The organism is Porphyromonas sp. oral taxon 278 str. W7784, assembly GCF_000467855.2.
In the GTDB taxonomy this organism is placed as follows: domain Bacteria; phylum Bacteroidota; class Bacteroidia; order Bacteroidales; family Porphyromonadaceae; genus Porphyromonas.
Window position 1 is genome coordinate 38,991 of sequence record NZ_KI259225.1, and the last position, 25,677, is coordinate 64,667.

A 25,677-nucleotide genomic window follows, 5' to 3' on the forward strand; every position below is an offset into this window, starting at 1 on the left:
TTCATCTAACCCGATATTTAATCTAGATACAATCATGGCAAAAGAAATCAAGTTCGATATAGAGGCACGTGATAGCCTCAAGCGTGGCGTAGATGCACTAGCCAACGCCGTCAAGGTCACCCTCGGCCCTAAGGGTCGCAATGTCATCCTCGGCAAGACCTACGGAGCACCCCACATCACCAAGGACGGCGTATCTGTAGCTAAGGAGATCGAGCTGGAAGACCCCTTCGAGAACATGGGCGCTCAGCTCGTCAAGGAGGTAGCATCCAAGACCAACGATGACGCAGGTGACGGTACGACCACCGCCACCATCCTAGCCCAGAGCATCATCGGTGTCGGCCTGAAGAACGTAACCGCTGGTGCCAATCCTATGGACCTCAAGCGTGGGATCGACAAGGCTGTCACTAAGATCGTCGCCGAGATTCGCTCCATGGCTCAGGAGATCGGTGACAACTTCGAGAAGATAGAGCACGTAGCAAAGATCTCAGCCAACGGCGACGAACAGATCGGTCAGCTCATCGCCGAAGCTATGCGCAAGGTCAACAAGGAAGGTGTGATCACCGTCGAAGAAGCTAAGGGCATCGAGACCACCGTCGAAGTCGTCGAAGGGATGCAGTTCGACCGAGGCTATATCTCTCCTTACTTCGTGACCAACTCTGAGAAGATGGAGGCACAGCTGGAGAATCCCTACATCCTCATCTACGACAAGAAGATCTCTACCCTCAAGGAGATCCTTCCTATCCTCGAGCAGACCGTCCAGACGGGCCGTCCCCTTCTGATCATCGCCGAAGACATCGACAGCGAAGCCCTGGCTACCCTCGTCGTCAACCGCCTGCGTGGTGGTCTGAAGGTCTGTGCTGTCAAGGCTCCAGGCTTCGGTGATCGCCGTAAGGCTATGCTTCAGGACATCGCTATCCTCACCGATGGCGTCGTCATCAGCGAAGAGACGGGTCTCAAGATCGACGCCGTGACCCTCGACATGCTCGGTAAGGCTGAGAAGATCACCGTAGACAAGGACAACACCACCATCGTCGGCGGTGCTGGCGACAAGGAAGCTATCCGTGAGCGCTCCGCTCAGATCAAGGCACAGATCGCCAATACCACCTCCGACTACGATCGTGAGAAGCTCCAGGAACGCCTGGCGAAGCTCTCTGGCGGTGTAGCCGTCCTCTACGTAGGTGCTCCTAGCGAAGTAGAGATGAAGGAGAAGAAGGATCGTGTCGACGACGCTCTCAGCGCTACGCGTGCTGCTGTCGAAGAAGGTACCGTCCCTGGTGGTGGTACGGCACTCCTACGTGCTGTCCGTGCGCTCGATGGCCTCGTCGGTGAGAACGACGATGAGACGACCGGTATTGAGATCATCCGTCGTGCTGTCGAAGAACCCCTCCGTCAGATCGTGGCCAACGCTGGCAAGGAAGGTGCCGTCATCGTACAGCGAGTGAAGGATGGGGAAGGCGACTTCGGCTACAACGCTCGTCTGGATCAGTTCGAGAACCTCTACGTCTCCGGTGTCATCGACCCAGCGAAGGTCACTCGTGTTGCCCTCGAGAACGCAGCGTCGATCGCTGGTATGTTCCTCACCACCGAATGCGTCATCGCCGAGAAGAAGGAAGATACTCCTGCCATGCCCGCTATGGCTCCCGGCATGGGCGGTATGGGCGGCATGATGTAAGGCACTGCCCCACCCCATTCACCAACTCAAACGGCACGGCCACGGAGCGAACCCCGAGTTCGCTCCAGGGCCGTGCCTCGTATTATCCCCCCGCCCTCACTGAGATCATCTCCCTCAAAACCACCCCGATTACCCCCCCCCGAATAAACAGGGCTTACACTCCCCCTCAGACAGGCACAAAACAGCATCTTCCCCCACGCCTCGCAAACCCGCTCCATAAGCGGTCGCTTGCAGGGTCTCCCCAAGCCCTCGAAAAAAACCTACGGTAGGTCGTCTTACCGACCCACGGTAGGTCGCATCGACGACCCACTGTAGGTTTTTTCAGCGACCTACCGTGGATCGTTTTTTACCCCCTTCGGGAGCACCCTACTACAATGATAAGATGTATATAGTAGCACACCCGCATGCTATCTGTCCTCATCAAGCTTAGTAGCGCCCCTCCAGTGCCCCTAATTCTGTACCTTTACATGAGTAATCTCCTGATGGATACTATTAGCTCAAACACTTTCCCTGCTCCAGCGTATGAATAAAACTCCGACCACCTCTATTCAAGCTTTCTTCAAGCACCTCTTCACTGTCTGCCTAATAGGTGTCGTTTATATTCTAACGCAGGCATTACTCTTCCCTATCCTTACAAAGCTTCATGACTACCTTTTGGTGAATGATCTAATGCTCTGGTTCGGGGGTATGATAAGTCTTATAGTCTTCTATCTAATCTATTGGATATGGGCGCATAAGGAGACGTACCTACCAAGTAGCATACTCCCAGGTCTGCTCCTCATCGCTGTACTCTATCTATACTATCGTTTATTCTCTCCCTCCTGCCACTTTTGGCTGATAGATGCAGGCTACCCAGTAGCGTGGGCAGACCTCTTCTTACTTCCATGGCTATATATCCTACTACGCTATGTCAAAATACGCTGCACTCGGGAGGAAAAGGATGAAACCAAGGTGCCTTCTTCGCAAATCTTAAATAGAGCGATAGAAAGTGCAAAGGAGGATGAATTAGATTTTAAGCCCAAGGTAGATGAGCTAGTGCAAGAGCTGAAAGAGCTGGACTTGAGGGAGCAGTCAACCTGCTATGGTATTATTGCTCCTTGGGGATATGGCAAGACCTCATTTCTAAACCTCTTGTCGGACGAGTTACGATCAACAGGCGATGGAATCATCGTCTGGTTCAACCCTCGCTCTGCCAAGTCGGCAGAGCGTATACAAGAAGATTTCTTTGCAAAGCTAGGGAAAGAATTATCTCGCTATTACTGGGGGGCAGGACTCATCATCTCTCGATATGCCAAGCATCTTGGGCTGCTGGATCATTACTCAGAGACCCGTCTAATTGCAGATGCCCTGCGCCTATTCCAAACTAAGGGGAACAAGGAAGCTGTTAGTAATGCGATCGAGAAAACAGGTAAGAGGCTTTACATTATCTTGGATGACTTAGACCGGCTCACGGGTGCGGAGCTCTTGGAAACTATTAAGCTGATTGATCTAAATGCCTCCTTCAAAAACACTGTTTTTCTTGTTGCTTGCGACAAAAAATATGCGAATGATGTACTACAGGCACACCTCGGGAGCAACCCAGGACAGGGCTATCTGGATAAGTACATCACGAGGGAGATAGATCTCCTAGGATATATTAATGAGAAGTTGACGTTTATGATGGTTAGATACCTTCAAGCGCAAATTACTGATGGTATCTTGGTTTCGAAAAAGGAAGTGCTTCAGGAGTGGTATGGTATCGCAAATTATATCATTCCTCATTTAGGAACGTGCCGAGAACTTAAGAGATACTTTAATCTCTTCATCTCAGATTTTCGAGAGGTGCAGGATTTTATTGACCCTGCAGACTTCTTTATATTAACTCTTTTGAAATATAAGGACAAGGGAGTGTACAATATGCTGAAGTATAGAGTGCGCTTTTTGGAGGATGGAGAGCCATTTGTAAATCTGCGTCCAGAGAATTGGTATTATCGTAAGTGTTCCTATTCGGAGGCGAACTCATTGAATCCCGGGCGGAGGGTCTATCCTCAAAGTTTTTCGGAGCAACTACTATCAATACTGCAAGGTGCCCATTGGGAAGGAGCCACAGTGCTCTTATGGCTGTTGTTTCCAAATAGTAAGATGATGAAGGGGTTTCAATTACCTCCAGCTGCTATCGCAGGCTATGGGAGAACATATAGAGTTCCCTATTCTGCTATTAGAAACAGTAATAGCTTTAGCTCATATTTCCCAGATTTAGGTGATAGAGATAGAGACCTATGGCATCAAGATGTCCTATCCTTACGCAAGAGTAGGGATAGAGAAGCTGTGCAAAAAATCCTTGACAGGAGATATCCCTTGGATCGTGATGCTATTGTTAACTTATGGGTAGATTTGACCTTATTAGAATTCTATAGAGATGATGATCGTGCTACTACAATAATGCATATTGCGTATGCCGCTGATAAGTATAATGATTTAGAGTTACGGGAGCTCTTGATAGAGCTCTTGACGGATGGACGGCTTCATGCATACGAAACTATCAGAATAATTAGTGGATCAGGCGAATACAAGAGACTCATGAATAGGGTTTTTGATTGCATGATTTCTGACCATCCATTGCTTGCATGCGAACTCCTCAGTGTGATAGGAGATCCATCCAATCAAGATAAAGAATATGTCTATGGGAAAAAGGAGGCTTCTGTACTTATGTTGCAGGCGTTGGAGTCATGCCTTGCTAAATACTATGATTATGAGGTAGGTCGATTGGGTGAAGTTATAAATGGGCTACTCATGAAAGAGGCTTACTTTATACTCAAGGAAGAGGCTTTTTCCTTGGTCGTTGGCTGGATTCAAATGCATCCAACCGATAGTATTTGGCCCCTCCTTTCTATTAGTCAAGAGAATGGTAAGCTAAAGATTTGGCTTCGAAGTTGCGTAGATGCTATGATAGATAGAGGGTTATCAATGGATAACTGGATAAGTTCAATTGAAGGTCTTGAGTCCAAGGCTATATTGCAGGTAATAACGTCAAGTGAGAATGGTTTTGTGGAATGTTCATTAACTAAATCTTATTCTGGTCAGATGCTCTCCTCATATCTTTACGATGCCTTTGCCCATGAGGGCTTGATATAGTCTAAGTCGGGATCTATGTAAGACAGCCCCCAGCCCCGTCGGATAATAGAGCTGGAGGCTGTTGTATGTGGATGGGCTTGTCTATCTTACATCTTTACCATGCCGCTGAAGGCCATAGCAAGGATGAGGGGGGAGACTGAGCGGGCTCAGCTCCTGGCTTTTCGCTATCTTTGCAGTTCATAGTTAAGTATATAAATCAATAAACATAATGGCATTACAATGCGGTATCGTAGGCCTCCCAAACGTCGGGAAGTCTACCCTCTTCAACTGCCTCTCCAACGCGAAGGCACAGTCCGCCAACTTCCCCTTCTGTACCATCGAGCCTAACGTCGGCGTGATCACCGTCCCCGATGAGCGTCTCAACAAGCTTGCAGAGATCGTACACCCCCAGCGCATCGTCCCCACCACCGTCGAGATCGTGGACATCGCTGGCCTTGTGAAGGGTGCGAGCAAGGGCGAAGGGCTGGGTAATAAGTTCCTGGCTAACATCCGTGAGACGGATGCCATCCTGCACGTACTGCGTTGCTTCGACGATGACAATATCACCCACGTCGATGGCTCCGTAGATCCCCTTCGTGACAAAGCGATCATCGACACCGAACTTCAGCTCAAGGACCTAGAGACCGTAGAGGCACGCATCCAGAAGGTCTACAAGCAGGCTCAGACAGGTGGCGACAAGACCGCTAAGCTCGCCTACGAGGTACTCTCCCGCTACAAGGAAGCGCTGGAGCAGGGTCTGAACGCTCGTACCGTCACCTTCGAGACTAAGGACGAGCAGAAGGTAGCTCGTGAGCTCTACCTCCTGACGAGCAAGCCCGTCCTCTACGTATGTAATGTAGATGAGGCTTCCGCTGTCACAGGGAACGCTTACGTCGAGAAGGTACGTGAGGCGATCCAAGAGGAAGGGGCTAACCTCCTCGTAGTCGCTGCCAAGATCGAGAGCGAAATAGCAGAACTGGAGACGTACGAAGAGCGCCAGCTCTTCTTAGGAGAAATTGGCCTTGAGGAGTCGGGCGTGAGCCGTCTGATTCGTGCAGCCTACCAGCTCCTTGACCTAGAGACGTACTTCACTGCAGGTGTGCAGGAGGTGCGTGCTTGGACCTACACCAAGGGAAGTAAGGCACCTCGTGCTGCCGCAGCTATCCATACAGACTTCGAGAAGGGCTTCATCCGTGCCGAAGTGATCAAGTTCGAGGACTTCATCGCCTACGGTAGCGAAGCCGCTGTCAAGGAAGCAGGGAAGATGGCTGTCGAAGGCAAGGAATATGTTGTGCAAGATGGCGACATCATGCACTTCCGATTCAACGTCTGATGCCCGCTATGCAGGACTACGCCATCATCGTCATCGGAGCAGGTCATGCTGGTTGTGAAGCCGCAGCCGCCTGTGCTCGCTTAGGATCTAAGACCCTACTCATCACGCCCGATATGAATAAGATCGGGCAGATGAGTTGCAACCCCGCTGTGGGTGGCATAGCCAAGGGGCAGATCGTGCGAGAGATCGATGCTCTGGGTGGCCGTATGGGGGTGATCACTGACCGTACAGCCCTGCAGTTCCGTATGCTCAATCGGAGCAAAGGTCCTGCTATGTGGAGCCCTCGTGCACAGAGTGATCGGGTGCGCTTCATGGAAGCATGGCGGGAGGAACTAGATGCAGAGCCTAACCTCGACCTTTGGCAAGACACCGTCACTTCCCTGCAATTAGAGGGCGGACGTGTACGAGGAGTGCATACCGCTCTCGGTGTATCCTTCTCGGCAGAAGCAGTGATCCTCACTGCAGGTACCTTCCTCGGCGGACTGATGCACTTTGGAGAACTTCAGCTACCGGGCGGTCGCATCTCCGAGCCTGCAAGCTATGGGATCACCGACCAGCTGAGAGCGGCGGGTATTCGCACCGACCGAATGAAGACGGGTACACCTCCACGCATCGACGCTCGTAGCCTGCATATCGAAGAGCTCGGTGTACAAGAGGGAGAAGATGACCATCATAAGTTCTCCTACCTCGATACACCGAAGTCCCAACTCAAGCAACTTCCCTGCTACACCCTCTATACCAACGAAGCCTGCCACGCTGTACTCCGTGAGGCGCTTGACCGCTCTCCCCTGTACAATGGGCAGATACAGAGCATCGGACCACGGTATTGTCCCAGCATTGAGACAAAGATCGTGACCTTCGCTGACAAGCCACAGCACCAGCTTTTCCTAGAGCCTGAGGGCGAGCGAACGAATGAATACTACATCAATGGCTTCTCCTCTTCGCTCCCACTAGAGGTACAACTCAAGGCGCTTCGCCAGATACCCGAGCTCCGTGACGTGAAGATCTACCGTCCCGGCTATGCGATCGAGTACGACTTCTTCGATCCCACCCAGCTACATCACACGCTAGAGAGCAAGGTCATTCAGCGACTCTACCTGGCAGGACAAGTCAATGGCACCACTGGCTACGAAGAAGCGGCGGGCCAAGGACTATTAGCAGGGATCAACGCTCACCAGCAAGTCCGAGGCTTAGCACCTTTCACCCTGAGCCGCTCAGAGGCTTATATCGGCGTACTCATCGATGACCTCGTCACCAAGGGAGTCGATGAGCCGTATCGCATGTTCACTTCTCGGGCGGAATATCGCATTCTCCTGCGTCAGGATGATGCTGATATCCGTCTGACACCAAGGGCTGCTGCCATCGGCCTAGCGACAAAGGAGCGCATCGCTCTCCTGGAGGAGAAGATCCGACTACGGGACGAACTCATCGCCTTCATCCAAGGCTTCTCCGTTCGCCCCGACAAGATCAATCCCCACCTTGAGGCAGCGGGCCTCGTCCCCCTTCGCCAAGGGTGCAAGCTCATCGACCTAGTCGCTCGCCCCCAACTTGACATTCTCCAGCTCGCTACCTATATCCCAGCCCTTCAGCGCCAGCTAGATAAGCTCCCTGACAATAGAAGAGCGGAGCTAATAGAATGTGCTGAGATCCTCATCAAGTACAGTGGCTACATCGAGCGCGAGCGGGAGCAAGCGGCGAAGCTTGAACGTCTGGAGTACGTCTTCATACCCGAAGGCATCGACTACGCCAGCATCCAGGCGCTAAGCACCGAAGCTCGGCAGAAGCTCTCTAGCATTCGCCCCGCCACCATCGGCCAAGCCTCCCGCATCCCTGGTATATCTCCCCACGACGTGAGCGTACTACTCGTCCTGGCTGGACGGTAAGCACGCCCTCCCTTACCTTACCCGCCATGACGATCGAAGAGATACGCAAGATCCTCCCCACACTACCTGAGTCCCCCGGGTGCTACAAGTACATCGGGCAGGACGGCACGATCATCTACGTCGGTAAGGCAAAGAACCTGCGTCGTAGGGTCAGTAGCTACTTCCAGCGCGACGTACAGAGCTCCAAGACACGGCTACTGGTGCGCCAGATCCGTGGTATCGAGTACGTCGTCGTCGGCACAGAAGCCGAAGCGCTAATACTAGAGAATGCCCTCATCAAGGAGCATCAGCCCCGCTACAACATTCTCCTCAAGGACGACAAGACTTATCCCGAAGTCGTCATCCGTCACGAACCCTTCCCCCGTATACGTGTAGAGCGCCGTCCGAAGCAGGATGGCTCTCAGCGCTTTGGCCCTTATCCCAGTGCGGGTATGGCGCATGCTGCGGTCGATATGGTACGTGACCTCTACCCTATCCGCACGTGCGACCTCGACCTCTCGCCTGAGAAGATCGCCCAAGGCAAGTACAAGGAGTGCCTGCAGTACCATATCAAGAAGTGCAAGGCACCCTGTATCGGCCTACAGACCCTGGCTGACTACGAGCAGAATGTCCGTGAGATCGCATCCCTACTACGTGGCAATCTCCGTGACGTCATCGAGCTCTACCGAGGCGAGATGCTACGACTCAGCGAGGAATTACGGTTCGAAGAGGCGCAGATCTATAAAGAACGTCTGCAGTATCTCGAGAACTACCAAGTCAAACATACCGTAGCGCCCCACCACATCCATAATGTCGACGTCTTCAGCTTCGAAGAAGACGAGGACGGAGCTACTTATGTGAACTTCATGCATCTGACTCAAGGCATGGTCACTCAGGTCTATACCCTCGAGTATCGTAGTCTACTCGAGGGCGAGACTCGTGAAGAGCTCTTCGCCTCTGCGATCACCGAGCTTCGTCAGCGCTTTGCATCCCGAGCCAAAGAACTCATTCTCCCCTTCGATCCCGGCTGGCAAGACGACCCAAGTGTCACGATCACCATCCCTCAGCGTGGGGATAAGAAGAAGCTCCTTGAACTATCCGAGCGCAACGTCCGCCAGTACAAACTAGACAAGTATAAGCGTGCCGAGCGCCTCAATCCCGATCAGCGCCTCATGCAGATAGTGACCGAACTGAAGGAACTACTACATCTCGACAAGCTCCCCCTACACATCGAGTGCTTCGACAATTCGAATATCCAGGGCTCGGATCCCGTAGCTGCCTGTGTTGTCTTCAAGCGAGGACGCCCGTCGAAGAAGGATTACCGCAAGTTCAATATCCGCTCCGTCGAAGGTCCTGACGACTATGCTTCGATGCGAGAAGTCGTCACACGTCGCTACAAACGCATGAAAGAGGCCGAAGAAGTACTGCCCGACCTGATCCTAGCAGACGGTGGCAAGGGACAAGTTGGTGCTATTCGTGAGGCGCTTCTTTCACTAGAGCTGGAAATCCCGGTCGCTGGACTCGTCAAGGACGAACGTCATCGCACCTCCGCCCTCCTCTACGGCGACGAGTTCCTACGAGAGATCCCGATCCGACATCATAGTCCCGTCTTCCGTCTCCTCGAGCAAATCCAGGCCGAAGTACACCGCTTCGCCATCACCTTCCATCGTGATAAGCGCAGCAAGAGCCAGCTAGACTCCCGACTTGACTACATCAAGGGCATCGGACCTAAGGCAAAGGAAGCGCTGATACACCATTTCCGCAGTGTGCAGGGCATATCATCGGCCTCGCTTGAAGAGCTCACCACGGCCGTCGGTCCAGCCAAAGCCCGCATCATCTACACCGCCTTCCACCCCGAAGTATAAATCATCCCCACCCTATGCGCTTCCTAATTCAGCGGACACGTACCGCAGCCGTCCACATCGGTGGCGAAGAAGTAGCTAAGAGCAACGGCCTCGGCATGCTCATCCTCATCGGCATCGCTCCCGACGATACAGCCGAAGACATCGAGTATCTCGTGAAGAAAGCGACCCAACTCCGTATCTTCGACGACGAGGCTGGTGTGATGAATCGAAGTATCCTTGACGTCGGTGGGGAGATCATCGCAGTATCGCAGTTCACACTCATGGCGGAAACGAAGAAGGGCAATCGGCCTTCGTACATCCGTGCTGCCCGTCCCGAGATCGCCGAACCGCTGTACAACGAAGTGGTCCAAGCGCTAGAGCTTCGTCTCGGATATAAAATTGGCACGGGTCGCTTCGGAGCAGACATGCAGGTTTCGCTAGTCAACGACGGTCCCGTGACGATCTGGCTCGACAGCAAACTCAGAGAATAAGCGCCCCACCCGCCTGCATCTTCGCCTTCGACCGGCGAAAACGCTCCACGTGGAACACCGCACACCCACGACACTTCTTATGCAATTCCCGCATCCATCTCTTGAACAAAGAGCGTCGGATGCAGGAATTTCTATTTATCTTCGCACTAGAGCAATCACCCTTCTTCCGGCACCTCCACCGACGAATACAGGATGGGGGGGGGACACCACTTCAGAAGAAAAGCCTTCATCTTCATAGAGACGAGCGAAGCGATTACGATACTCGGGCTGGCATCTTAATAGAAATCCCTCAGCCACCTCTTAGCCACTTGACGACGGACTTTGAGCAAGCAATCAACGACGCAATAATTCTCAACCCTTAGACAAAGCGATACGCACGATGAAAAGAAAAGCATTACTATCCGCCCTTACCCTAGGTTCAGTCCTCGTCTTCAGTTCGAACACGCTCCTAGCACAGAAGAGCAAGAGGCCGGAGCTAGCAAAAGAAGGGCGTAATCTCGAAGAACTCCTCCCGAAAGGATGGGAAGCACAGCACGGCACTGGTGACTTAAACAAGGACGGCATCGAGGATATCATCCTCATCGCACACCCTAACTTTCCTGAGAACAAGAAGAAGAGAGACGACGGATATGAATACGATTTCAACCCCGCCATCCTTGCCGTCTACTTCGGATCACCCACAGGCGTCTACCAAAGATTCAAAGTATGGAAGGAGGCCATCCCACACCGGGAGGACGAATATACCGAGATCGGTGTCGAACTCTCCGTCACACCCAAGGGCGCTGTCGACTTCAACGTCAGCAGTTGGTCAAGCATGGGGACCGCCGACACAGGCAGTACGACCTACAGATACCGCTACCAGTCGGGCGACTTCTACCTCATCGGCGAAGAGACTGGTTGGCACAACCGCATGACGGGCGAAGGAGAAAAGACGAGCATCAATTACATCACAGGAAAAAAGTCCATCACGTCGGGGAACATGATCGAAAATACCAGCATGAAGACCAAGATCATTAAGCTCAAGAAAGAACCACTGCGGCGTCTCGGTTCCTTCACTATGCAGCCGTAGTGGTCGAAGAGACAGCCAAACCTACAAGCAAAAGCGAGCGAGGGGACACGACACCCTCGCTCGCTCTTCATTAGAATGAAGAGGACTCCTGAAGCAAACCCGAGGCTCACCACAGGCGAAGACCGACTCCTTCCCCTGAAACAAAGCCACAGCTTATCGTATCTTTGCGAAAAGCGTACTTCCCCCCCCCACCCTTCCCCTCAAGCAATGACCCAAAAAGAACGCCGTCAAGCAGGACTCTACTTCTGCGCCCTCGACCCCGAGATTCACGAAGAGCGCCTCAGAGCACAGACACTCATCCAGCGCTACAACAGCTTAACCCCAGCCGAACATCAGGAAGCCGAAGAGATCATCCGTAGTCTTCTGGGGAGTATGGGTAAGCGATGCCACTTCGTCCCACCCGTCTTTTTCGACTACGGATCGAATGTCCACATCGGCGACTACAGCTTCGTCAATAGCAACTTCACCGCTCTGGATGCCGGACGCATTGAGATCGGTAGGCGTGTCTTCATCGGGCCCAACGTCAGTATCTATACTCCAACCCACCCATTACTAGCAGAGGAGCGCAACACAGGCTATGAGCAAGGCAAGCCTGTCACGATCGGCGACAACGTTTGGATCGGTGGTTCGGTCACCATCCTAGGAGGCGTGACGATCGGTGACGGTGCAGTCATCGGCGCAGGTAGCGTAGTGACGCGTGACATACAGGCTAATAACATCGCCATCGGCAATCCCTGCCGTCCGCTTCGCCCCATCACGGAGGACGATCGTGTGCTTAGTGAGCTCGGAGATTAGCGGAGAAACGCTCCGACGTTCCACGTGGAGCACGGGCCAAGTGACCGACGTAATAGAATGCCTATCTTTGCAGGCGAAAAAGAATTAGAATAAGACCACGGATGCTTAGCGAAGATTTGATTTACGACAAGGTCGATACTCCCCTCTTCCATCTCATAGGAGAAGCGGCGGATGAACTAGGAGTCGACGCCTACATCGTAGGAGGCTATGTGCGCGATCTCCTACTCTACCGCCCCTCGAAGGATATAGACATCGTCTCCATCGGCCGAGGGATCGACCTGGCTCAAGCGGTAGCACGGCGACTTGGACGGGGAGCACACATCACGACCTTCGCACGCTTTGGCACCGCTCAAGTAAAACAAGGCGACCTTGAACTAGAATTCGTCGGTGCCCGACGGGAGAGCTACAGCCCCGATAGCCGTAAGCCCTTCGTCGAGGACGGCACACTCCAGGAGGATCAAGAGCGCCGAGACTTCACGATCAATGCTCTTGCGATCTCACTCAACGCAGACTCCTTCGGCACGCTCATTGATCCCTTCGACGGACTTACCGATCTCGAGGAACTGACGCTTCGTACTCCACTAGATCCCGACATCACATTCAGCGATGACCCGCTACGTATGATGCGGGCGATACGCTTTGCTTCGCAGCTGGGCTTCTTTATCGATCCCGACACCTTCGCCGCTATCGGGCGCAATGCTAAGCGTATCGAGATCGTCTCTGCCGAACGAATATCCACCGAGTTCAATAAGATCCTCCTCTCCCCTCGCCCATCAATAGGGCTGGAGCTCTTTGAGCAGACGGGGCTAATGGCCGAAGTATTCCCCGAACTTCTTGAACTCAAGGGCGCCGAGACCCGTGATGGCATCGGTCATAAGGACAACCTTACCCATACTTATAAGGTAGTCGACAACATGGCTAAGGCGCTCTCCGCCTCTCGCCCTGGAGAAGAGATGAACCTCTGGCTACTGTGGGCTGCTCTCCTGCATGACATCGGCAAGCCACGTACGAAGCGCTTCGACAAGCGCCTCGGCTGGACCTTCCACAATCATAATTTCATCGGGATGAAGATGGTGGCAAAGATCTTCCGCCGTCTACGCCTTCCGCTGGATCATAAGATGCACTACGTGGAGAAGCTTATTGATCTTCACATGCGACCTGCTACACTCGTCGACGAAGGTGTCACTGATTCGGCGGTGCGCCGTCTACTCTTCGAGGCAGGTGATGACATAGATGACCTGATGCTCCTCGTAGAAGCAGATATCACCAGCAAGAATCCCCAGCGCGTCCGTAAGTACCTGGATAACTACAAACTGGTACGTAGGAAGCTCATCGACATAGAAGAGAAGGACCGAATACGGAACTTCCAGCCTCCGATCTCAGGGCAGATGATCATGGATACCTTTGCACTCACTCCCTGCCGTGAGGTAGGCTTGATCAAGGATGCCATCAAGGACGCCATCCTCGACGGCACCATCCCCAACGAGTATGAGCCAGCCTACGCCTTCATGCTTCGAGAAGCAGAAGCGCTTGGTCTGCACCCCAAGAACTCGGGCAAGGCTGAATAAAGCACCCTACAGGGAAGAACAGCCCTTCACATAGAGAAGGATCGCCCAAGCATAGAGGAAGGCGCTCACAGCGCTTCTATAGACTTCACAGGGCACTCCCCTACCCTACCGATACAGCAAGCCCCCACTCCATACCCTGCGGTATGAAGTGGGGGCTTTACTTTCGGTGACTGTGCTTAGTCGGGAAGGCTTACTAAAGCGCTACCCAACGTACGAGAGCGAAGTCCATGCGGTGTGGGAGCTCAGGGTGCGTAGGCACGATACGGATCGCACGCTTGTAGAGTCCGGGGCGAGACTGAGTGAAGGCGAGTTCGTATACCTCCTTCGTGCCCTCCTTCTCTACAAGGCGGAGAGGCGTCTTAGCCACCAGACGGAGCTTGCCATCAGCTTCCTCACGAGCGTCTACCAGTTCTACCTCGAGGTCGCAAGAGAGGCTTGCCTTGTCGAGTACCAGGCGAATGGTCTCGTGGGTGCCCGTATAGCGCTCGTTGGATACATTGGACGAATTACCTGAGTCTTCGACAGAGACGATACGAAGGCTATCCCATTCGCTCGCTACGGCACGCTTCCAATCGACTAGCTCACGTGCGATCTTATTCCCATTGGCGTGAAGATGCGCCGAGCGGGCAGCAAGCCCCGTGTAGAAGCGGTCGAAGTAATCGTCCATCATACGACGCATCGTGTAGTGAGGTGCGATGAAGTTCATCGAGTTCTTCATCGTCTGTACCCACCCATCAGAATAGGGCTTCCCTTCACGATTGAAGTATAGAGGTACGATCTCCTTCTCCAGAAGGTCGTAGATCGTCGTAGCGTCGAGCTTATCCTGCAGCGTCTGATTGCTGTAGGTACGCTTGTCGGTGAGTGCCCAACCGGCACCCTTGCGGTAGCCTTCGTACCACCACCCGTCGAGGACCGAGAGATTGAGTACACCATTCATCTCTGCCTTCTCACCCGACGTACCCGAAGCTTCGAGAGGTCGTGTAGGGGTGTTCATCCAGATATCGACCCCAGCGATGAGCTTGCTCGCCAGACGCATGTCGTAGTTCTCGAGGAAGATGATCTTACCTAGGAACTCTGGACGACGGCTGATCTCTAGGATGTACTTGATGAGTCCCTGACCGCCACCATCAGCAGGGTGTGCCTTACCGGTGAAGAGGAACTGCACCGGGTACTTAGGATTGTTGACGATGCGCTCCAGACGCTCTAGGTCGGTGAAGAGCAGGTGTGCACGCTTATAGGTAGCGAAGCGACGACCGAAGCCGATGAGCAGAGCGTTGGGGTTGATTCCCTCGAGGACGGAGACCGTCGTCTCGGGGTCACCGCTATTGCGGATCCACTTCTCGCCGTAGAAGGAACGGATATGCTCGACGAGGCGAAGCTTGATACTCTGATGCGTCTCCCAGAGCACTTCGTTGGGGATCTGCTGCACCTTAGCCCAAGTATCTTCGCTCGTCTGGTGCTTGAGGTAATCTTCGCCGAAGTACTTGCGATAGAAGTCCTGCCATTCAGCCGAAGCCCATGTAGGAAGGTGCACACCATTAGTGACATAGCCCACATGAAGCTCTTCGGGGAAGAAGCCCTTCCACACGGGTGCGAACATCTCCTGAGACACCTTGCCATGCAGGAGGCTCACACCATTGGCTTCCTGACAGGTGTTCAGAGCGAAGACGCTCATGGAGAACTTCTCATTGCTATCGGGGCACTCACGGCCGAGGCTCACGAAGTCATGCCACGAGATGCCGAGGCGGTCGGGTAGATGCCCGAGATACTTACCCAGGATATCCTCTGCGAAGTAGTCGTGCCCAGCGGGGACAGGCGTATGTACCGTGTAGATCGAAGATGCACGTACCAGCTCCAGAGCTTCGTCGAAGGGAAGGCCTTCGCCCTCTACGTAGTCGACCAGACGCTGAGCGTTCATGAAGGCAGCGTGCCCTTCGTTCATGTGGTAGACATCCTTCGAGATGCCGAGCTTCTTCAGCAGGAGGACACCGCCGATACCGAGCAGGAATTCCTGCTTCAGACGATTCTCCCAGTCACCTCCATAGAGCTTGTGGGTGATGGGGCGATCCCATTCGCTATTCTGAGCAATATCTGTATCGAGGAGGTAGAGGCTGATACGTCCGACGTTGACCTTCCACACGTGGCAGGCGACGACGTGCGTAGCGTAAGGCACTTCGAGGACCATAGGCGTCTTGCCGTCAGCTTCGAAGACCTGTTCGATGGGGAGCTGCGTGAAGTCCTGAGCTTCGTAGGTAGCTTCCTGCTGACCTTCAGGGCTAAGGGTCTGCGTGAAGTAACCATAGCGGTAGAGGAAGCCCACTGCTGTCAGGCGGACGTTGCTGTCGCTGGCCTCCTTGAGGTAGTCCCCTGCTAGGACACCCAGACCACCCGAATAGATCTTGAGGATGTTCGTCAGCCCGTACTCCATGCTGAAGTAGGCTACCGAAGGGCGCTTCGTATCAGCGGGCTCAGCCAGGTAGGCACGGAAGTCTGCATATACATCGTCGAGCTCGGCCGTAAAGCTCTTGTCTGCGATGAGCGCAGCGATCTCCTCGGAGGAGAGCTGGCGTGTGAGTGTCACGGGGTTGCCTTCTGTTGCCTCCCAGAGCTCAGGGGAGAGACGGCGGAAGAGGTTTTGAGCCTTGGGGTTCCATACCCACCAGAGGTTGTGTGCCAGTTCATCCAGTCTACGGAGCTCTTCGGGGAGCTGTGCGTAAGCATAGATGTTAGTCCATACGGGCTCGTTGGCACGCTTGGTTACGATCATGAGTTAAAGCTTCTTTGCAATAAAAGTGATGTTAATTACCTATTTCTAGGGCGCAAAGGTACAGATAATTAATTACCTACCTCTCTACTAGCTAAGTAGCCTCTCTCCCCCACTCCCCGACGCCTCCCGCCCCATACCTTAGGGCACCTCCCTCCTCCCCCTCAAGGCGTCTTTCCCCACCCCTTCTATCCACCTCCATTCACCCTCTCGACGCCCCCCTTCCGACACCCTCAAAAACCGACCTACGGTAGGTCGTCAAAAAACCTACTGTAGGTCGCCTGAGACGACCTACCGTGGGTCGCAAGGCGACCCACAGTAGGTTTCCAAAACACCCCACGACAGCCCCCTCCAGCGAGACACCCTACAGCTCCCCTTTCTCTACATAGATACCCCCCTCTGTTTCCCAAGGCATCTTCCCCCTCCTCCGAGCCTCGATTTTTCCCCTTCGCCACCACGCCTCCAAACTAGGCGGATAAGTAGCTTATCGTATCTTTGCCCTTCGACTGGACAGAGACTCTGCCAACCAAATTACCTCAATACAGCTATGCGCAATTACCTCTATTTATTCTTGGTGCTTCTGCTTGGGGGCGGAAGTAGCTTCGCTCAGACAGCCGTCACGACCGTCGCAGGACAGACCTTCCACCTGGGGGATAGCCTCACGATTGGCCTGCCTCACATACCGAGGGGAAGGTACCGAACCATTCATCCTTCATCGTGGGAATATCGGGAGATTCCAGCTTTCACGAAAGGAAAACTCAAATGGCATATCCCCTCCCCAAAGAGAAATATCTTTGGGAATCTCATACCACAAGACACTGTGTACTTCCTCAATCACCCAAAGTTCCCCAAGGATAGCCTCATTGTTTACCTTGGTGAGGCTGTGCAGAAGGGGGAAATCGTGACTGCTCCAGTAGAGCACACGCCTCTCTACCCAGAGGCCGTGGAGCTTCTCCCTGAGGACTATGTCCCCGCACTCATCAAGGCGGGCTACACGACGTACACAGATGTAGCGATCAAGGCCTATGCTCAATCCTTGGGGAATAGTGGGTCATCACATACCACTGTGAATAACCCTTTTGAATATCAGCGACAACGGGCTATTCTTCTGGAAAAGCTAAAGGAAGCCGTGGAGAAGTTCGATCTAAACCGAGTCTACTATGCACGGCATCAGCTCACCACTGATGGGTATGATTTCACACGCTCTGGCTACCCTTGGGCAGAGTTATACGGGCCTGCCGTCCCCTTCCTTTCTACTTCAGGTGACGATAGGGTATCGCTCTACCTCGCCACACAGCAGAGAGTACCCTTCATCAGCGTACCTGCTGAGCGAGCCGAAAGCTATGAGAAGCGCTCTGGTACTCTGGGGCATAATGCCCATACACTCTATGCACGGGTTTACTTCCGACTGCTCCCTGCCGAGAGCTATACAGAAGACGGTAGCCGTGTCTACCGAACGAATATCAACTACCTCGGGCTCGACCTCTACGAATATCCGCACTGCGCCTACTACCACTTGGGCTCAGGTAAGGCAGAGTGATCGTCCACCCTTCCCTAGTACATATAGAAAGGCAGAGGCCTCAGCACACGCTGCGTGCTGAGGCCTCTGCTTTCTTCTTCCCTTACCCATTTGTCCCGCCTTCCCTAAGGGATGGGAAGGACTTATACGCTCGATATAAGAGTCTGGAGGCGTAGTGTTACTTTCTTTGTACCTTTGCGTAAAATGGTAAAATAGAGATACAGCATGAAGCTATACTTTGTCGGTATCGGTGGCATAGGCATGAGTGCGCTGGTACGCTACTTCCTCAGCAAAGGGGACGACGTAGCGGGCTATGACTTGACACCTTCGCCTCTGACCAAAGCACTCACCGAAGAGGGTGCACTGATCCACTACGAAGATGATCCCGAGCTCATCCCTGAGCCCTTCCGCAGTCCAGATACCTTGGTCGTCTTCACCCCTGCTGTACCTCGAGATCATCGGGAGCTGAACTTCTTCATCCATCAGGGTAATAGGGTGATCAAGCGAGCAGAGCTCCTGGGCGACTTGACCCGCCGAGAGCGTGGGCTCTGTGTCGCTGGTACCCATGGCAAGACCACGACCTCTACCCTGCTGGCTCACCTTCTGCGCTCGAGCCACGTAGACTGTCACGCCTTCCTCGGGGGGATCTCCAATAACTACCAGACCAACTGCCTCATCTCTGAGAAGAGCGACTATGCGGTGATCGAAGCGGATGAGTTCGATCGCTCCTTCCATCACCTCTCCCCATATATAGCTGTCATCACCTCGGCAGATCCCGATCACCTCGACATATACCACACGGCCGAAGCCTACCGTGAGAGCTTCGAGCACTTCACCTCGCTCATCTCCTCCGAGGGTGCGCTGGTGATGAAGAAGGGTATACCCGTGACTCCAAGGCTGAAGGAGGGTACCCGCCTCTTCACCTATACTACGGGTGACGAAGAAGCGGACTTCTGGGGTGATCATATAGAGATACGTGAGGGGCACCTCTTCTTCGACTGGCACTACCCCGCTCTAGACGGGCAGCCTGCAGGCTCGCTCCACGTAGAGCTCGGTGTACCCCTACTCATCAATGTGGAGAACGCTGTAGCAGCGATGGCCGTGGCTTACCTCTGTGGAGCCCGTCTCGACGAACTGAGTCAAGGCGTGGCTTCCTTCCGTGGAGTCTACCGACGCTTCGACCGTATCATTGATGACCCTAGATGTGTGCTCATCGATGACTATGCGCATCACCCCAATGAGCTTGACCCCAGCATCCGCTCCGTGCGTCAGCTCTATCCTGACCGCAAGATCCTCGGGATCTTCCAGCCCCATCTCTATAGCCGTACGCAGGACTTCTACAGGGAGTTCGCCCACAGCCTAGACCAGCTCGACGAAGTGATCCTGCTCGATATCTATCCAGCACGTGAACTGCCGATCCCTGGGGTCACCTCCCATCTGATCGCCGAAGCTATGGAGCATAAGGATGTCGTCGTCCTCCCCAAGGAAGGACTCCTACCCCACCTACGCTCCCTCGCTTCGCTCCCTGAAGTCATCCTGATGGTAGGCGCAGGAGACATCGATCGTCTCGTGCCTCAAGTCGCCGAAGAGATCCGCCAGCGCCTATGAACAGAAAGATAGTCGTACGCAATATCCTCCTCTCGCTCCTAGCTCTCGTGATGCTTGGAGCTTTGGTATATCTGGCACTGAGCACTCCGAAGGTCAAGGCTGGTGATCGGTGTCGTCGTGTAGCTATCGAGGTGAAGAGTGAGACCGGGGGCGATCCCCTCTTCCTCACGCCTGATCGTATCGCAGACGAACTAGCACGTCGGGGCATTCAGCTCCAAGGCAAGCGCCTGGACTCCATTGACCTTCGCCACATCGAGCGCACACTGCTGAGCATCCCCATCTACAAGACGGCCGAAGCCTTCGTCGCCCCTTCTTCCTCCTCGGTACAGATACGCCTTACCGAGAAGTGCCCCCTGTATATCGTGCAGGAACCTTCGGGTAAGAGCTACTACGTCACTCAGGGCAAGGGCACCATCAGCGTCAAGCCTTCCTTCGCAGCCTACCTACCCATCGTCTCAGGGGATGTAGACCTCCAGCAGGCTACCAGCTCCGTATATGACCTGATGCAGGTACTGCGTGAAGATCCCTACTTCGCTAACTACTTCGGGCAGGTCTACGTGGATCGTACCGACGGGATCGTACTCATACCACGCATAGGCACGACACGGGTCATCATCGGCCGTAGCCCTAACTGGGCGGAGAAACTCCGTAAGTGGCGTATCTTCGCCGAGAGCGTACTCCCTAAGCGGGGGATGAACGCCTTCTCCTATGTCAACCTTGACTATAGCAACCAAGTCATCGCCCGTGATCGCTACGCTCCCGTAGGAGAGCTCCTCGATGACGAGGGCGAAGCTATCCGCCAGCCCCTTCCTATGCCTAGCCCTTCGCCAGCAGTAAGCACCGAAGCGAAGAAGACCCCAGCCCCAGCCCCCCAAGCGAAGGATAAAACTTCTTCTCCAGCTAAGGAAAAAGCCCCCAGCAAGGACAAGCCTAAAGAGCAGACAAGAGACAAGGCTAAGGACAAAAACAAAGCGAAGGTCGTAGAGCCAAAGAAAGACTCTAAGAAGGACGTCAAGAAAGAGGCAAAGAAGTCCCAAGCACCTAAGCCCTCCCCCACCAAGAAGCCCAATAAACCCGAGCCAACCAAGAGCAAACCTAACCATCCACAAAAGAAATGAGCGAACATAGGGATAGCATATATGCCGTCATCAACATAGGGAGCTCCTACCTCTCCGGGATGCTCGCTACCAAGTCACAGCAGGGCCGTGTGCTCCCGCTCGTGGCACATCGTATTCCCACCAACGGATGCGTACGTCAGGGCTCGATTCACAACATCGAAGAGGCTGCCCAGCGTATCGGTTCGCTCCTCGACTCCCTGAGTGTCTCGCTCCCGGAGGAGGCTAAGATCAAAGGCGTCTATGTAGGGCTAGAGTGCCGGTCGATGCGCTCGGAGCGCTATGATGCCTTCATCGATCTAGGACCCGAAGGTTGCGTAGTGACGCCTGACCATCTAGAGACGCTCAAGGACCAAGTCAACGATGCCAGCTATCCAGGCATGACGATCCTCTCGGTGACCGATCCCCGCTACCGCTGTGATGGCAAGCGTGAGCCTAACCCCCGTGGCGTACGCTGTAGTCGTCTGGAGGCGCAGTACCTGCTCATCGTAGCCCGACAGAATATCATCGTCAACGTACGTGAGACGATCGAGGATCGCCTCCAGCTACGTCTCCTGGGTATCCTCCCCACGCCTATTGCTGAAGCCTCGGCTACGCTGACGATGGAGGAGATGGCTCTGGGCTGTGCCTACGTCAATATCGGTGGTGGGACGACCTCGGTAGCGATCTATCAGGAGCGCTTCCCTGTGGCCCTCTTTGTCCTCCCCCTGGGTGGAAACAATGTGACACGCGACCTCACCCAGCTCTCCATCCCCTTGCTCGAGTCCGACGCCGAGCGTCTCAAGGTAGAGCGAGGATCGATGAATCTCTCCATTCCCCGCAATCAGGAGATCGAAGCCACCTCTGTGGATGGAGGATCGACCAAGCGCTTCTCCCAGCTCGAAGTCAATAGGTATGTCAGCGCCCGAGTACTGGAGATCCTGAGCAACGTGGTCAGTATCATCCGAGAGGCAGGTTGCGCAGAGAGTATCTCCAAGGGCTTTGTCTTCGCCGGTGGCGTGACCCGTACCGATCACTTCTACGAGACCCTGCGTCGTCTCTCCCCTGAGTACCGCCCAGCCTCCCTGAGGAGAGATATCTACGAGGATGGCTGTGACAGTGGTCTCATCGAGGCGTTCATGACGGAGATTGCCCTAGCCTACCAGGCCAAGGAGCCAGGCGTCACCTTCGAGCTCCGCTCCCTCTCCTCACTGATGGACGAAGAGCCGAGCAAGCCCTTCGCCGAGCCCGCCAAGGTAGCCGAACCAGAGCCTACCCAGCAGAGCCCCAAGGAAGAGACCTATACCTACACGACCATCAGCCAACCGCATGGTCTTGACGAAGACTACGAGGATGACTTCGACGAAGACGATGAGCCCCAGCCACGCAAGGCAAAGGAACCTAAGAGCAAGGGGCCTTCGCTCCTAGATCGCCTGACCAAGGGCTTCAGCGACTTCTTCGGAGCAGAATCAGGTGATGACTATTAGTGCCTATACTCTACAGACGACAATGGATACAATCGAAAGAGGAAGTTTAGCCTTCCAGTATAGCGAGAGTGAGATCAAGCAGCTCATCAAGGTCGTGGGCGTAGGTGGCGGCGGTGGTAACGCCGTCAGCAAGATGTGCACCAGCGGCTCCGTCCCTGGGGTATCCTTCCTCCTGTGCAACACGGATGCCCAGGCGCTTCACCACAGCCCCGTAGAGGACAAGATCACCATCGGCCCGACCGTCACCAAAGGGCTAGGCGCAGGGGCTAAGCCCGAGCGTGCCCGAGAGGCTGCCCTCGAGAGTAAGGAAGCCATACGCGAGGCGCTTACTTCGGGGGAGACTCGTATGGTCTTCATCACCGCTGGTATGGGTGGGGGTACAGGTACGGGGGCTGCTCCCGTGATCGGTAAGATAGCGATGGAGGCGGGTCTCCTGACTATCGGGATCGTCACCATCCCTTTCCTCTTCGAAGGGACAGCGAAGATCCTCCAAGCCCTCGAGGGGGTGAAACAGATGCGTGAGAGCGTCGATGCCCTCCTGGTGATCAACAACCAGCGTCTTATCGAGGTCTATAAGAACTTCACCGTCAGCGAAGCTTTCTCCAAGGCCGACGATACCCTGAGTAATGCTGCCCGGGGCATATCGGACCTGGTGAATATCACCGGTACCATCAACCTCGACTTTGCCGATGTCGATACCACCCTGCGCAACGGGGGCGTGGCCGTCATCAACACGGGTTATGCCGAAGGGCCAGAGCGTATGACGCTAGCCATCCAAGAGGCGCTGAATTCGCCCCTTCTCAATAACAACAATATCAGCAAGGCACGCCAGCTCCTGATCAACGTCTACGAGAGCAGCGAAGCTCCGATGACTGTCTCCGAGCTCACGGAGCTACAGACCTTCACCGAGGACTTCTCCGACAAAGTCAAGACCATCTACGGTACTGCTCCCCGACAGGATCTGGGTAAGAAGATCGCCGTGACGATACTTGCCTCGGGCTTCGGGTTCGACGAGGACATCTTCATCCCCACCAGTGCTAAGCCCAAGGACCCGCTGACGAAGATCTCCGAGGAGAAGGAGCGGGACGAGCAGCAGAGACTCATCGAGCGTGTCTACGGACATGCAGCGACGAAGCGAAGCAAGGCCGAGCCTGTAGCCCTCATGATCGACGAGCTTGACGATGAGGAATTACTCATCATCATCGAGGAGACTCCCTCCTATCGCCGTGATCATCGAGTCTTCGAAAGTAAGCGCATGGAGAAGAGCTCCGACCGAGCTATCCGCATCGCTCATCAGGGGACGGGAAGTAGCCTCAGGGAGCGTCAGGAGCGTGGTCTCCGCTCGGCCTTTGAGCTACGTACACCTCAGCCTGAGGACTCGCAGCGCTATGCCACCCCTACGACCTTTTCCACGAGAGAAGAAGTGAAGCCTACCCCCACCGTAGAGGCCTCCCCTACTACCAAAACCGAGGAAGAGGATGAGCCAGCAGACAACGTGATCCGCTTCTCTGGCTTCTGATCCCTACCCCATCACTTCAGTACCCATCTATGATCATAGCTGTAGACTTCGATGGCACGATCGTACGCCATCGATACCCCAAGATAGGTGAAGAACTCCCCTTCGCTACCGAGACTCTTAGGATGCTCATACGCGAGGGGCATCGACTCATTCTCTGGACGGTCCGTGAGGGTAAGCTCCTCGATGAAGCCATCGAGTGGTGCCGGGATCGGGGAGTGGAGTTCTACGCCATCAACCGTGATTTCCCCGAGGAAGATGCCACGGGAAGTGGCTTCTCTCGTAAGCTCAAGGCCGACCTCTTCATCGATGACCGTAGCTTCGGTGGTCTACCCGACTGGGGCACGATCTATCACCGCATCCGCGCTGGGAAAGCGCTGGAGGGCGCTTGGCATCTCCTAGCCCTCGAAGAGGAAGAAGAGCGACCAGGCTTCTTCGCCCGCCTCTTCTCCAGGCGCTAGCCACGTGCTACAGACTACACCATACCCCTATCCCCCTACTATGCGTACTCGCTATTTACTCTGCCTGCTGAGCCTCCTCGGGCTCATCAGTGCCTGCTCCTCGGGCTCAGGCTCGAAGCAACATCAGACACAACAGGCGCACTACGAGAGCATCCAGACGACAGATACCACCCTCGTGGGCAAGCGTCTGTATCTGGAGTTTGACTCGAATAGTTCGGTCGTCGAGTACCTCTCCTCCCATCACCTCTTCTGGAGCAGTCGGGACTCGGTACACGGCTACAAGGAGGGTGAGGACAACTATCACGCCGTGCGTATAGGCCTGCATGTCTTCTTCGTCAACTGGGTCGAATCCGACGGCACGACCGTGAGTCAGGTGCTGGATCTCAAGGAGCGCACCTGTCAGGCCTTCCTCACTTCGCACATCTACTCAGGACAGGACGTCAACCGAGGCACCGTCACCCTCTCGGGCAAGATCACACGGATCGAGGACTCCAATCACCTCCTGCTCAACTAAGCCTCGCCCACCTTCGCTCCTTATGAAGCCGAAGGTGGGCTTTTCTTTTTCTCTCTACGTCTCCTCCCTCCTATCCCATGTCTAGCAGCTACCGCATCGACGAGCGAAGTATCACGGAGCATCTCCTTGAGCTCGCTCAGTGGGGCAATAAGCCCTTCACCGAGCGCCTCCATCCTGGTATCCCTGGGGTGCTAGGGGTAAGGCTCCCCGATCTCCGAGCGCTGGCCAAGCACATCGTGCGAAGCGGTACCGCTCCGACGTACCTAGAGGAAGCAGAGCGGACAGAGCGCTCCCCCGAAGAGGACTTCATGGAAGCTCGTACCCTGCACGGCTTCGTCCTCGGGATGCTCCCCGTGGATGACTTCCCCGCCTACCTAGAGCATCTCCGGCGCTGGGTCGAGGTCATCCACTCCTGGTCGGTCTGTGATTCCTTCTCCCTACCGCAATCGAAGAAGCTCCTCAGGGAGCACGGAGGGGAGCTCTGGGACTTCTTCGTCCCCTACCTCCAGCACAGCGAGGAGTATCGGGTACGCTTTGGCGTGGTAGCTCTCATGCAGTACTTCATAGATGCCGAGCACATAGACCAGCTCCTTCCCCTCTATTTAGCAGTCAAGCACGAAGGCTACTACGTGCAGATGGCGCTAGCGTGGGCACTAGCGGAGTGCTACACCTTCTACCCCGAAGAGACTCACCCCTACCTCGATGATCGGCGCTTCGCTCCCTGGGTGCACAACAAGGCCATCCAGAAGATCTGCGAGTCCCGCCGTATCAACCCCGATACCAAGGCCCTACTCAAGACCCTTCGGGCGAAGGCGGGGTAAGTTCATCGCCTCCTACTCACTTCCTACTAAGGGGGATGCTTCGACAGCTGTACGAGGCATCCCCCTTGCCCTTTCTCCTGCTCCAAGGCAACTGAAATGGAGGCAAATATAGAAGCACCTCGGCGAAGTGCTTAGCCCTCCTTCTCACGCCTATTCCTTCTCCCCT

The 25,677-nt window shown here is 54.6% G+C and carries 18 protein-coding genes; 17 read left to right on the forward strand and 1 reads right to left on the reverse strand.

The genetic code is table 11. The features are described from left to right. Window positions 1-34: 34 nt before the first annotated feature. The 9 genes from groL (at window position 35) to HMPREF1556_RS02090 (ending at window position 13,727) form a co-directional block, all read left to right on the forward strand. Window positions 35-1,672, forward strand: coding sequence for a chaperonin GroEL (gene groL / locus HMPREF1556_RS02045; protein WP_021666539.1), 1,638 nt, complete (start codon window positions 35-37; stop codon window positions 1,670-1,672). Window positions 1,673-2,194: 522 nt separating this feature from the next. After that, on the forward strand, window positions 2,195-4,786 hold the full coding sequence (locus HMPREF1556_RS02050) for a P-loop domain protein, KAP family (protein ID WP_021666540.1): 2,592 nt from the start codon (window positions 2,195-2,197) through the stop codon (window positions 4,784-4,786). A 208-nt stretch (window positions 4,787-4,994) separates the two neighbouring features. Then, on the forward strand, window positions 4,995-6,098 hold the full coding sequence (gene ychF, locus HMPREF1556_RS02055; RefSeq protein WP_021666541.1) for a redox-regulated ATPase YchF: 1,104 nt from the start codon (window positions 4,995-4,997) through the stop codon (window positions 6,096-6,098). 8 nt (window positions 6,099-6,106) lie between these two features. Next, window positions 6,107-7,981 carry a tRNA uridine-5-carboxymethylaminomethyl(34) synthesis enzyme MnmG gene (gene mnmG, locus HMPREF1556_RS02060; RefSeq protein WP_044125114.1) on the forward strand — a complete coding sequence of 625 codons (1,875 nt, stop codon included), beginning with the start codon at window positions 6,107-6,109 and terminating at the stop codon, window positions 7,979-7,981. A 26-nt stretch (window positions 7,982-8,007) separates the two neighbouring features. Continuing rightward, a complete protein-coding gene (uvrC, locus tag HMPREF1556_RS02065) occupies window positions 8,008-9,825 on the forward strand; it encodes an excinuclease ABC subunit UvrC (protein WP_021666543.1) in 1,818 nt (605 codons plus the stop codon). A gap of 14 nt (window positions 9,826-9,839) precedes the next feature. Further along, a complete protein-coding gene (gene dtd / locus HMPREF1556_RS02070) occupies window positions 9,840-10,295 on the forward strand; it encodes a D-aminoacyl-tRNA deacylase (protein WP_021666544.1) in 456 nt (151 codons plus the stop codon). Between the two features lie 379 nt (window positions 10,296-10,674). Continuing rightward, window positions 10,675-11,364 (forward strand): hypothetical protein, encoded by a 690-nt coding sequence (locus HMPREF1556_RS02080; RefSeq protein WP_021666546.1) that lies wholly within the window; start codon window positions 10,675-10,677, stop codon window positions 11,362-11,364. A 207-nt stretch (window positions 11,365-11,571) separates the two neighbouring features. Next, the gene (locus tag HMPREF1556_RS02085) at window positions 11,572-12,159 is read left to right on the forward strand and encodes a sugar O-acetyltransferase (RefSeq protein WP_021666547.1); all 588 of its coding nucleotides are present in this window, start codon (window positions 11,572-11,574) and stop codon (window positions 12,157-12,159) included. A gap of 101 nt (window positions 12,160-12,260) precedes the next feature. Next, window positions 12,261-13,727, forward strand: a complete 1,467-nt coding sequence (locus HMPREF1556_RS02090; protein WP_021666548.1) for a CCA tRNA nucleotidyltransferase — start codon at window positions 12,261-12,263, stop codon at window positions 13,725-13,727. Between the two features lie 193 nt (window positions 13,728-13,920). On the opposite strand, the gene glgP is transcribed toward HMPREF1556_RS02090, so the two are convergent. Then, window positions 13,921-16,494 carry an alpha-glucan family phosphorylase gene (gene glgP / locus HMPREF1556_RS02095; protein ID WP_021666549.1) on the reverse strand — a complete coding sequence of 858 codons (2,574 nt, stop codon included), beginning with the start codon at window positions 16,492-16,494 and terminating at the stop codon, window positions 13,921-13,923. Between the two features lie 817 nt (window positions 16,495-17,311). Here glgP and HMPREF1556_RS02100 point away from each other — a divergent pair. From HMPREF1556_RS02100 to HMPREF1556_RS02135, 8 genes are all read left to right on the forward strand, one after another. Next, window positions 17,312-18,031: a hypothetical protein gene (locus HMPREF1556_RS02100; RefSeq protein ID WP_044125104.1), complete on the forward strand. Its 720-nt coding sequence runs from the start codon at window positions 17,312-17,314 to the stop codon at window positions 18,029-18,031. Between the two features lie 204 nt (window positions 18,032-18,235). Next, the gene (gene murC, locus HMPREF1556_RS02105; RefSeq protein WP_021666552.1) at window positions 18,236-19,618 is read left to right on the forward strand and encodes a UDP-N-acetylmuramate--L-alanine ligase; all 1,383 of its coding nucleotides are present in this window, start codon (window positions 18,236-18,238) and stop codon (window positions 19,616-19,618) included. After that, window positions 19,615-20,736: a cell division protein FtsQ/DivIB gene (locus HMPREF1556_RS02110; protein ID WP_021666553.1), complete on the forward strand. Its 1,122-nt coding sequence runs from the start codon at window positions 19,615-19,617 to the stop codon at window positions 20,734-20,736. Before murC ends, HMPREF1556_RS02110 begins: the two co-directional genes overlap by 4 nt. After that, window positions 20,733-22,199 (forward strand): cell division protein FtsA, encoded by a 1,467-nt coding sequence (locus tag HMPREF1556_RS02115; RefSeq protein WP_021666554.1) that lies wholly within the window; start codon window positions 20,733-20,735, stop codon window positions 22,197-22,199. The genes HMPREF1556_RS02110 and HMPREF1556_RS02115 overlap by 4 nt, the downstream gene beginning before the upstream one ends. A gap of 22 nt (window positions 22,200-22,221) precedes the next feature. Beyond that, complete coding sequence (gene ftsZ / locus HMPREF1556_RS02120) at window positions 22,222-23,718, forward strand: cell division protein FtsZ (RefSeq protein WP_232299026.1); 1,497 nt, start codon at window positions 22,222-22,224, stop codon at window positions 23,716-23,718. Window positions 23,719-23,747: 29 nt separating this feature from the next. Further along, complete coding sequence (locus HMPREF1556_RS02125; RefSeq protein ID WP_021666556.1) at window positions 23,748-24,176, forward strand: BT0820 family HAD-type phosphatase; 429 nt, start codon at window positions 23,748-23,750, stop codon at window positions 24,174-24,176. 40 nt (window positions 24,177-24,216) lie between these two features. After that, on the forward strand, window positions 24,217-24,690 hold the full coding sequence (locus HMPREF1556_RS02130) for a MoaF N-terminal domain-containing protein (protein ID WP_021666557.1): 474 nt from the start codon (window positions 24,217-24,219) through the stop codon (window positions 24,688-24,690). A gap of 77 nt (window positions 24,691-24,767) precedes the next feature. After that, window positions 24,768-25,511, forward strand: coding sequence for a DNA alkylation repair protein (locus HMPREF1556_RS02135; RefSeq protein ID WP_021666558.1), 744 nt, complete (start codon window positions 24,768-24,770; stop codon window positions 25,509-25,511). Window positions 25,512-25,677 lie beyond the last annotated feature (166 nt).

What these genes read in the sequence shown, in the direction of transcription:
- HMPREF1556_RS02080 (WP_021666546.1), top strand. Translation starts at nt 10,675, where the DNA reads ATGAAAAGAAAAGCATTACTATCCGCCCTTACCCTAGGTTCAGTCCTC.
- dtd (WP_021666544.1), top strand. Translation starts at nt 9,840, where the DNA reads ATGCGCTTCCTAATTCAGCGGACACGTACCGCAGCCGTCCACATCGGT.
- uvrC (WP_021666543.1), top strand. Translation starts at nt 8,008, where the DNA reads ATGACGATCGAAGAGATACGCAAGATCCTCCCCACACTACCTGAGTCC.
- HMPREF1556_RS02050 (WP_021666540.1), top strand. Translation starts at nt 2,195, where the DNA reads ATGAATAAAACTCCGACCACCTCTATTCAAGCTTTCTTCAAGCACCTC.
- mnmG (WP_044125114.1), top strand. Translation starts at nt 6,107, where the DNA reads ATGCAGGACTACGCCATCATCGTCATCGGAGCAGGTCATGCTGGTTGT.
- HMPREF1556_RS02115 (WP_021666554.1), top strand. Translation starts at nt 20,733, where the DNA reads ATGAGCGAACATAGGGATAGCATATATGCCGTCATCAACATAGGGAGC.
- murC (WP_021666552.1), top strand. Translation starts at nt 18,236, where the DNA reads ATGAAGCTATACTTTGTCGGTATCGGTGGCATAGGCATGAGTGCGCTG.
- HMPREF1556_RS02130 (WP_021666557.1), top strand. Translation starts at nt 24,217, where the DNA reads ATGCGTACTCGCTATTTACTCTGCCTGCTGAGCCTCCTCGGGCTCATC.
- HMPREF1556_RS02135 (WP_021666558.1), top strand. Translation starts at nt 24,768, where the DNA reads ATGTCTAGCAGCTACCGCATCGACGAGCGAAGTATCACGGAGCATCTC.
- HMPREF1556_RS02090 (WP_021666548.1), top strand. Translation starts at nt 12,261, where the DNA reads ATGCTTAGCGAAGATTTGATTTACGACAAGGTCGATACTCCCCTCTTC.
- HMPREF1556_RS02125 (WP_021666556.1), top strand. Translation starts at nt 23,748, where the DNA reads ATGATCATAGCTGTAGACTTCGATGGCACGATCGTACGCCATCGATAC.
- glgP (WP_021666549.1), bottom strand. Translation starts at nt 16,494, where the DNA reads ATGATCGTAACCAAGCGTGCCAACGAGCCCGTATGGACTAACATCTAT.
- ftsZ (WP_232299026.1), top strand. Translation starts at nt 22,222, where the DNA reads ATGGATACAATCGAAAGAGGAAGTTTAGCCTTCCAGTATAGCGAGAGT.
- ychF (WP_021666541.1), top strand. Translation starts at nt 4,995, where the DNA reads ATGGCATTACAATGCGGTATCGTAGGCCTCCCAAACGTCGGGAAGTCT.
- HMPREF1556_RS02085 (WP_021666547.1), top strand. Translation starts at nt 11,572, where the DNA reads ATGACCCAAAAAGAACGCCGTCAAGCAGGACTCTACTTCTGCGCCCTC.
- groL (WP_021666539.1), top strand. Translation starts at nt 35, where the DNA reads ATGGCAAAAGAAATCAAGTTCGATATAGAGGCACGTGATAGCCTCAAG.
- HMPREF1556_RS02110 (WP_021666553.1), top strand. Translation starts at nt 19,615, where the DNA reads ATGAACAGAAAGATAGTCGTACGCAATATCCTCCTCTCGCTCCTAGCT.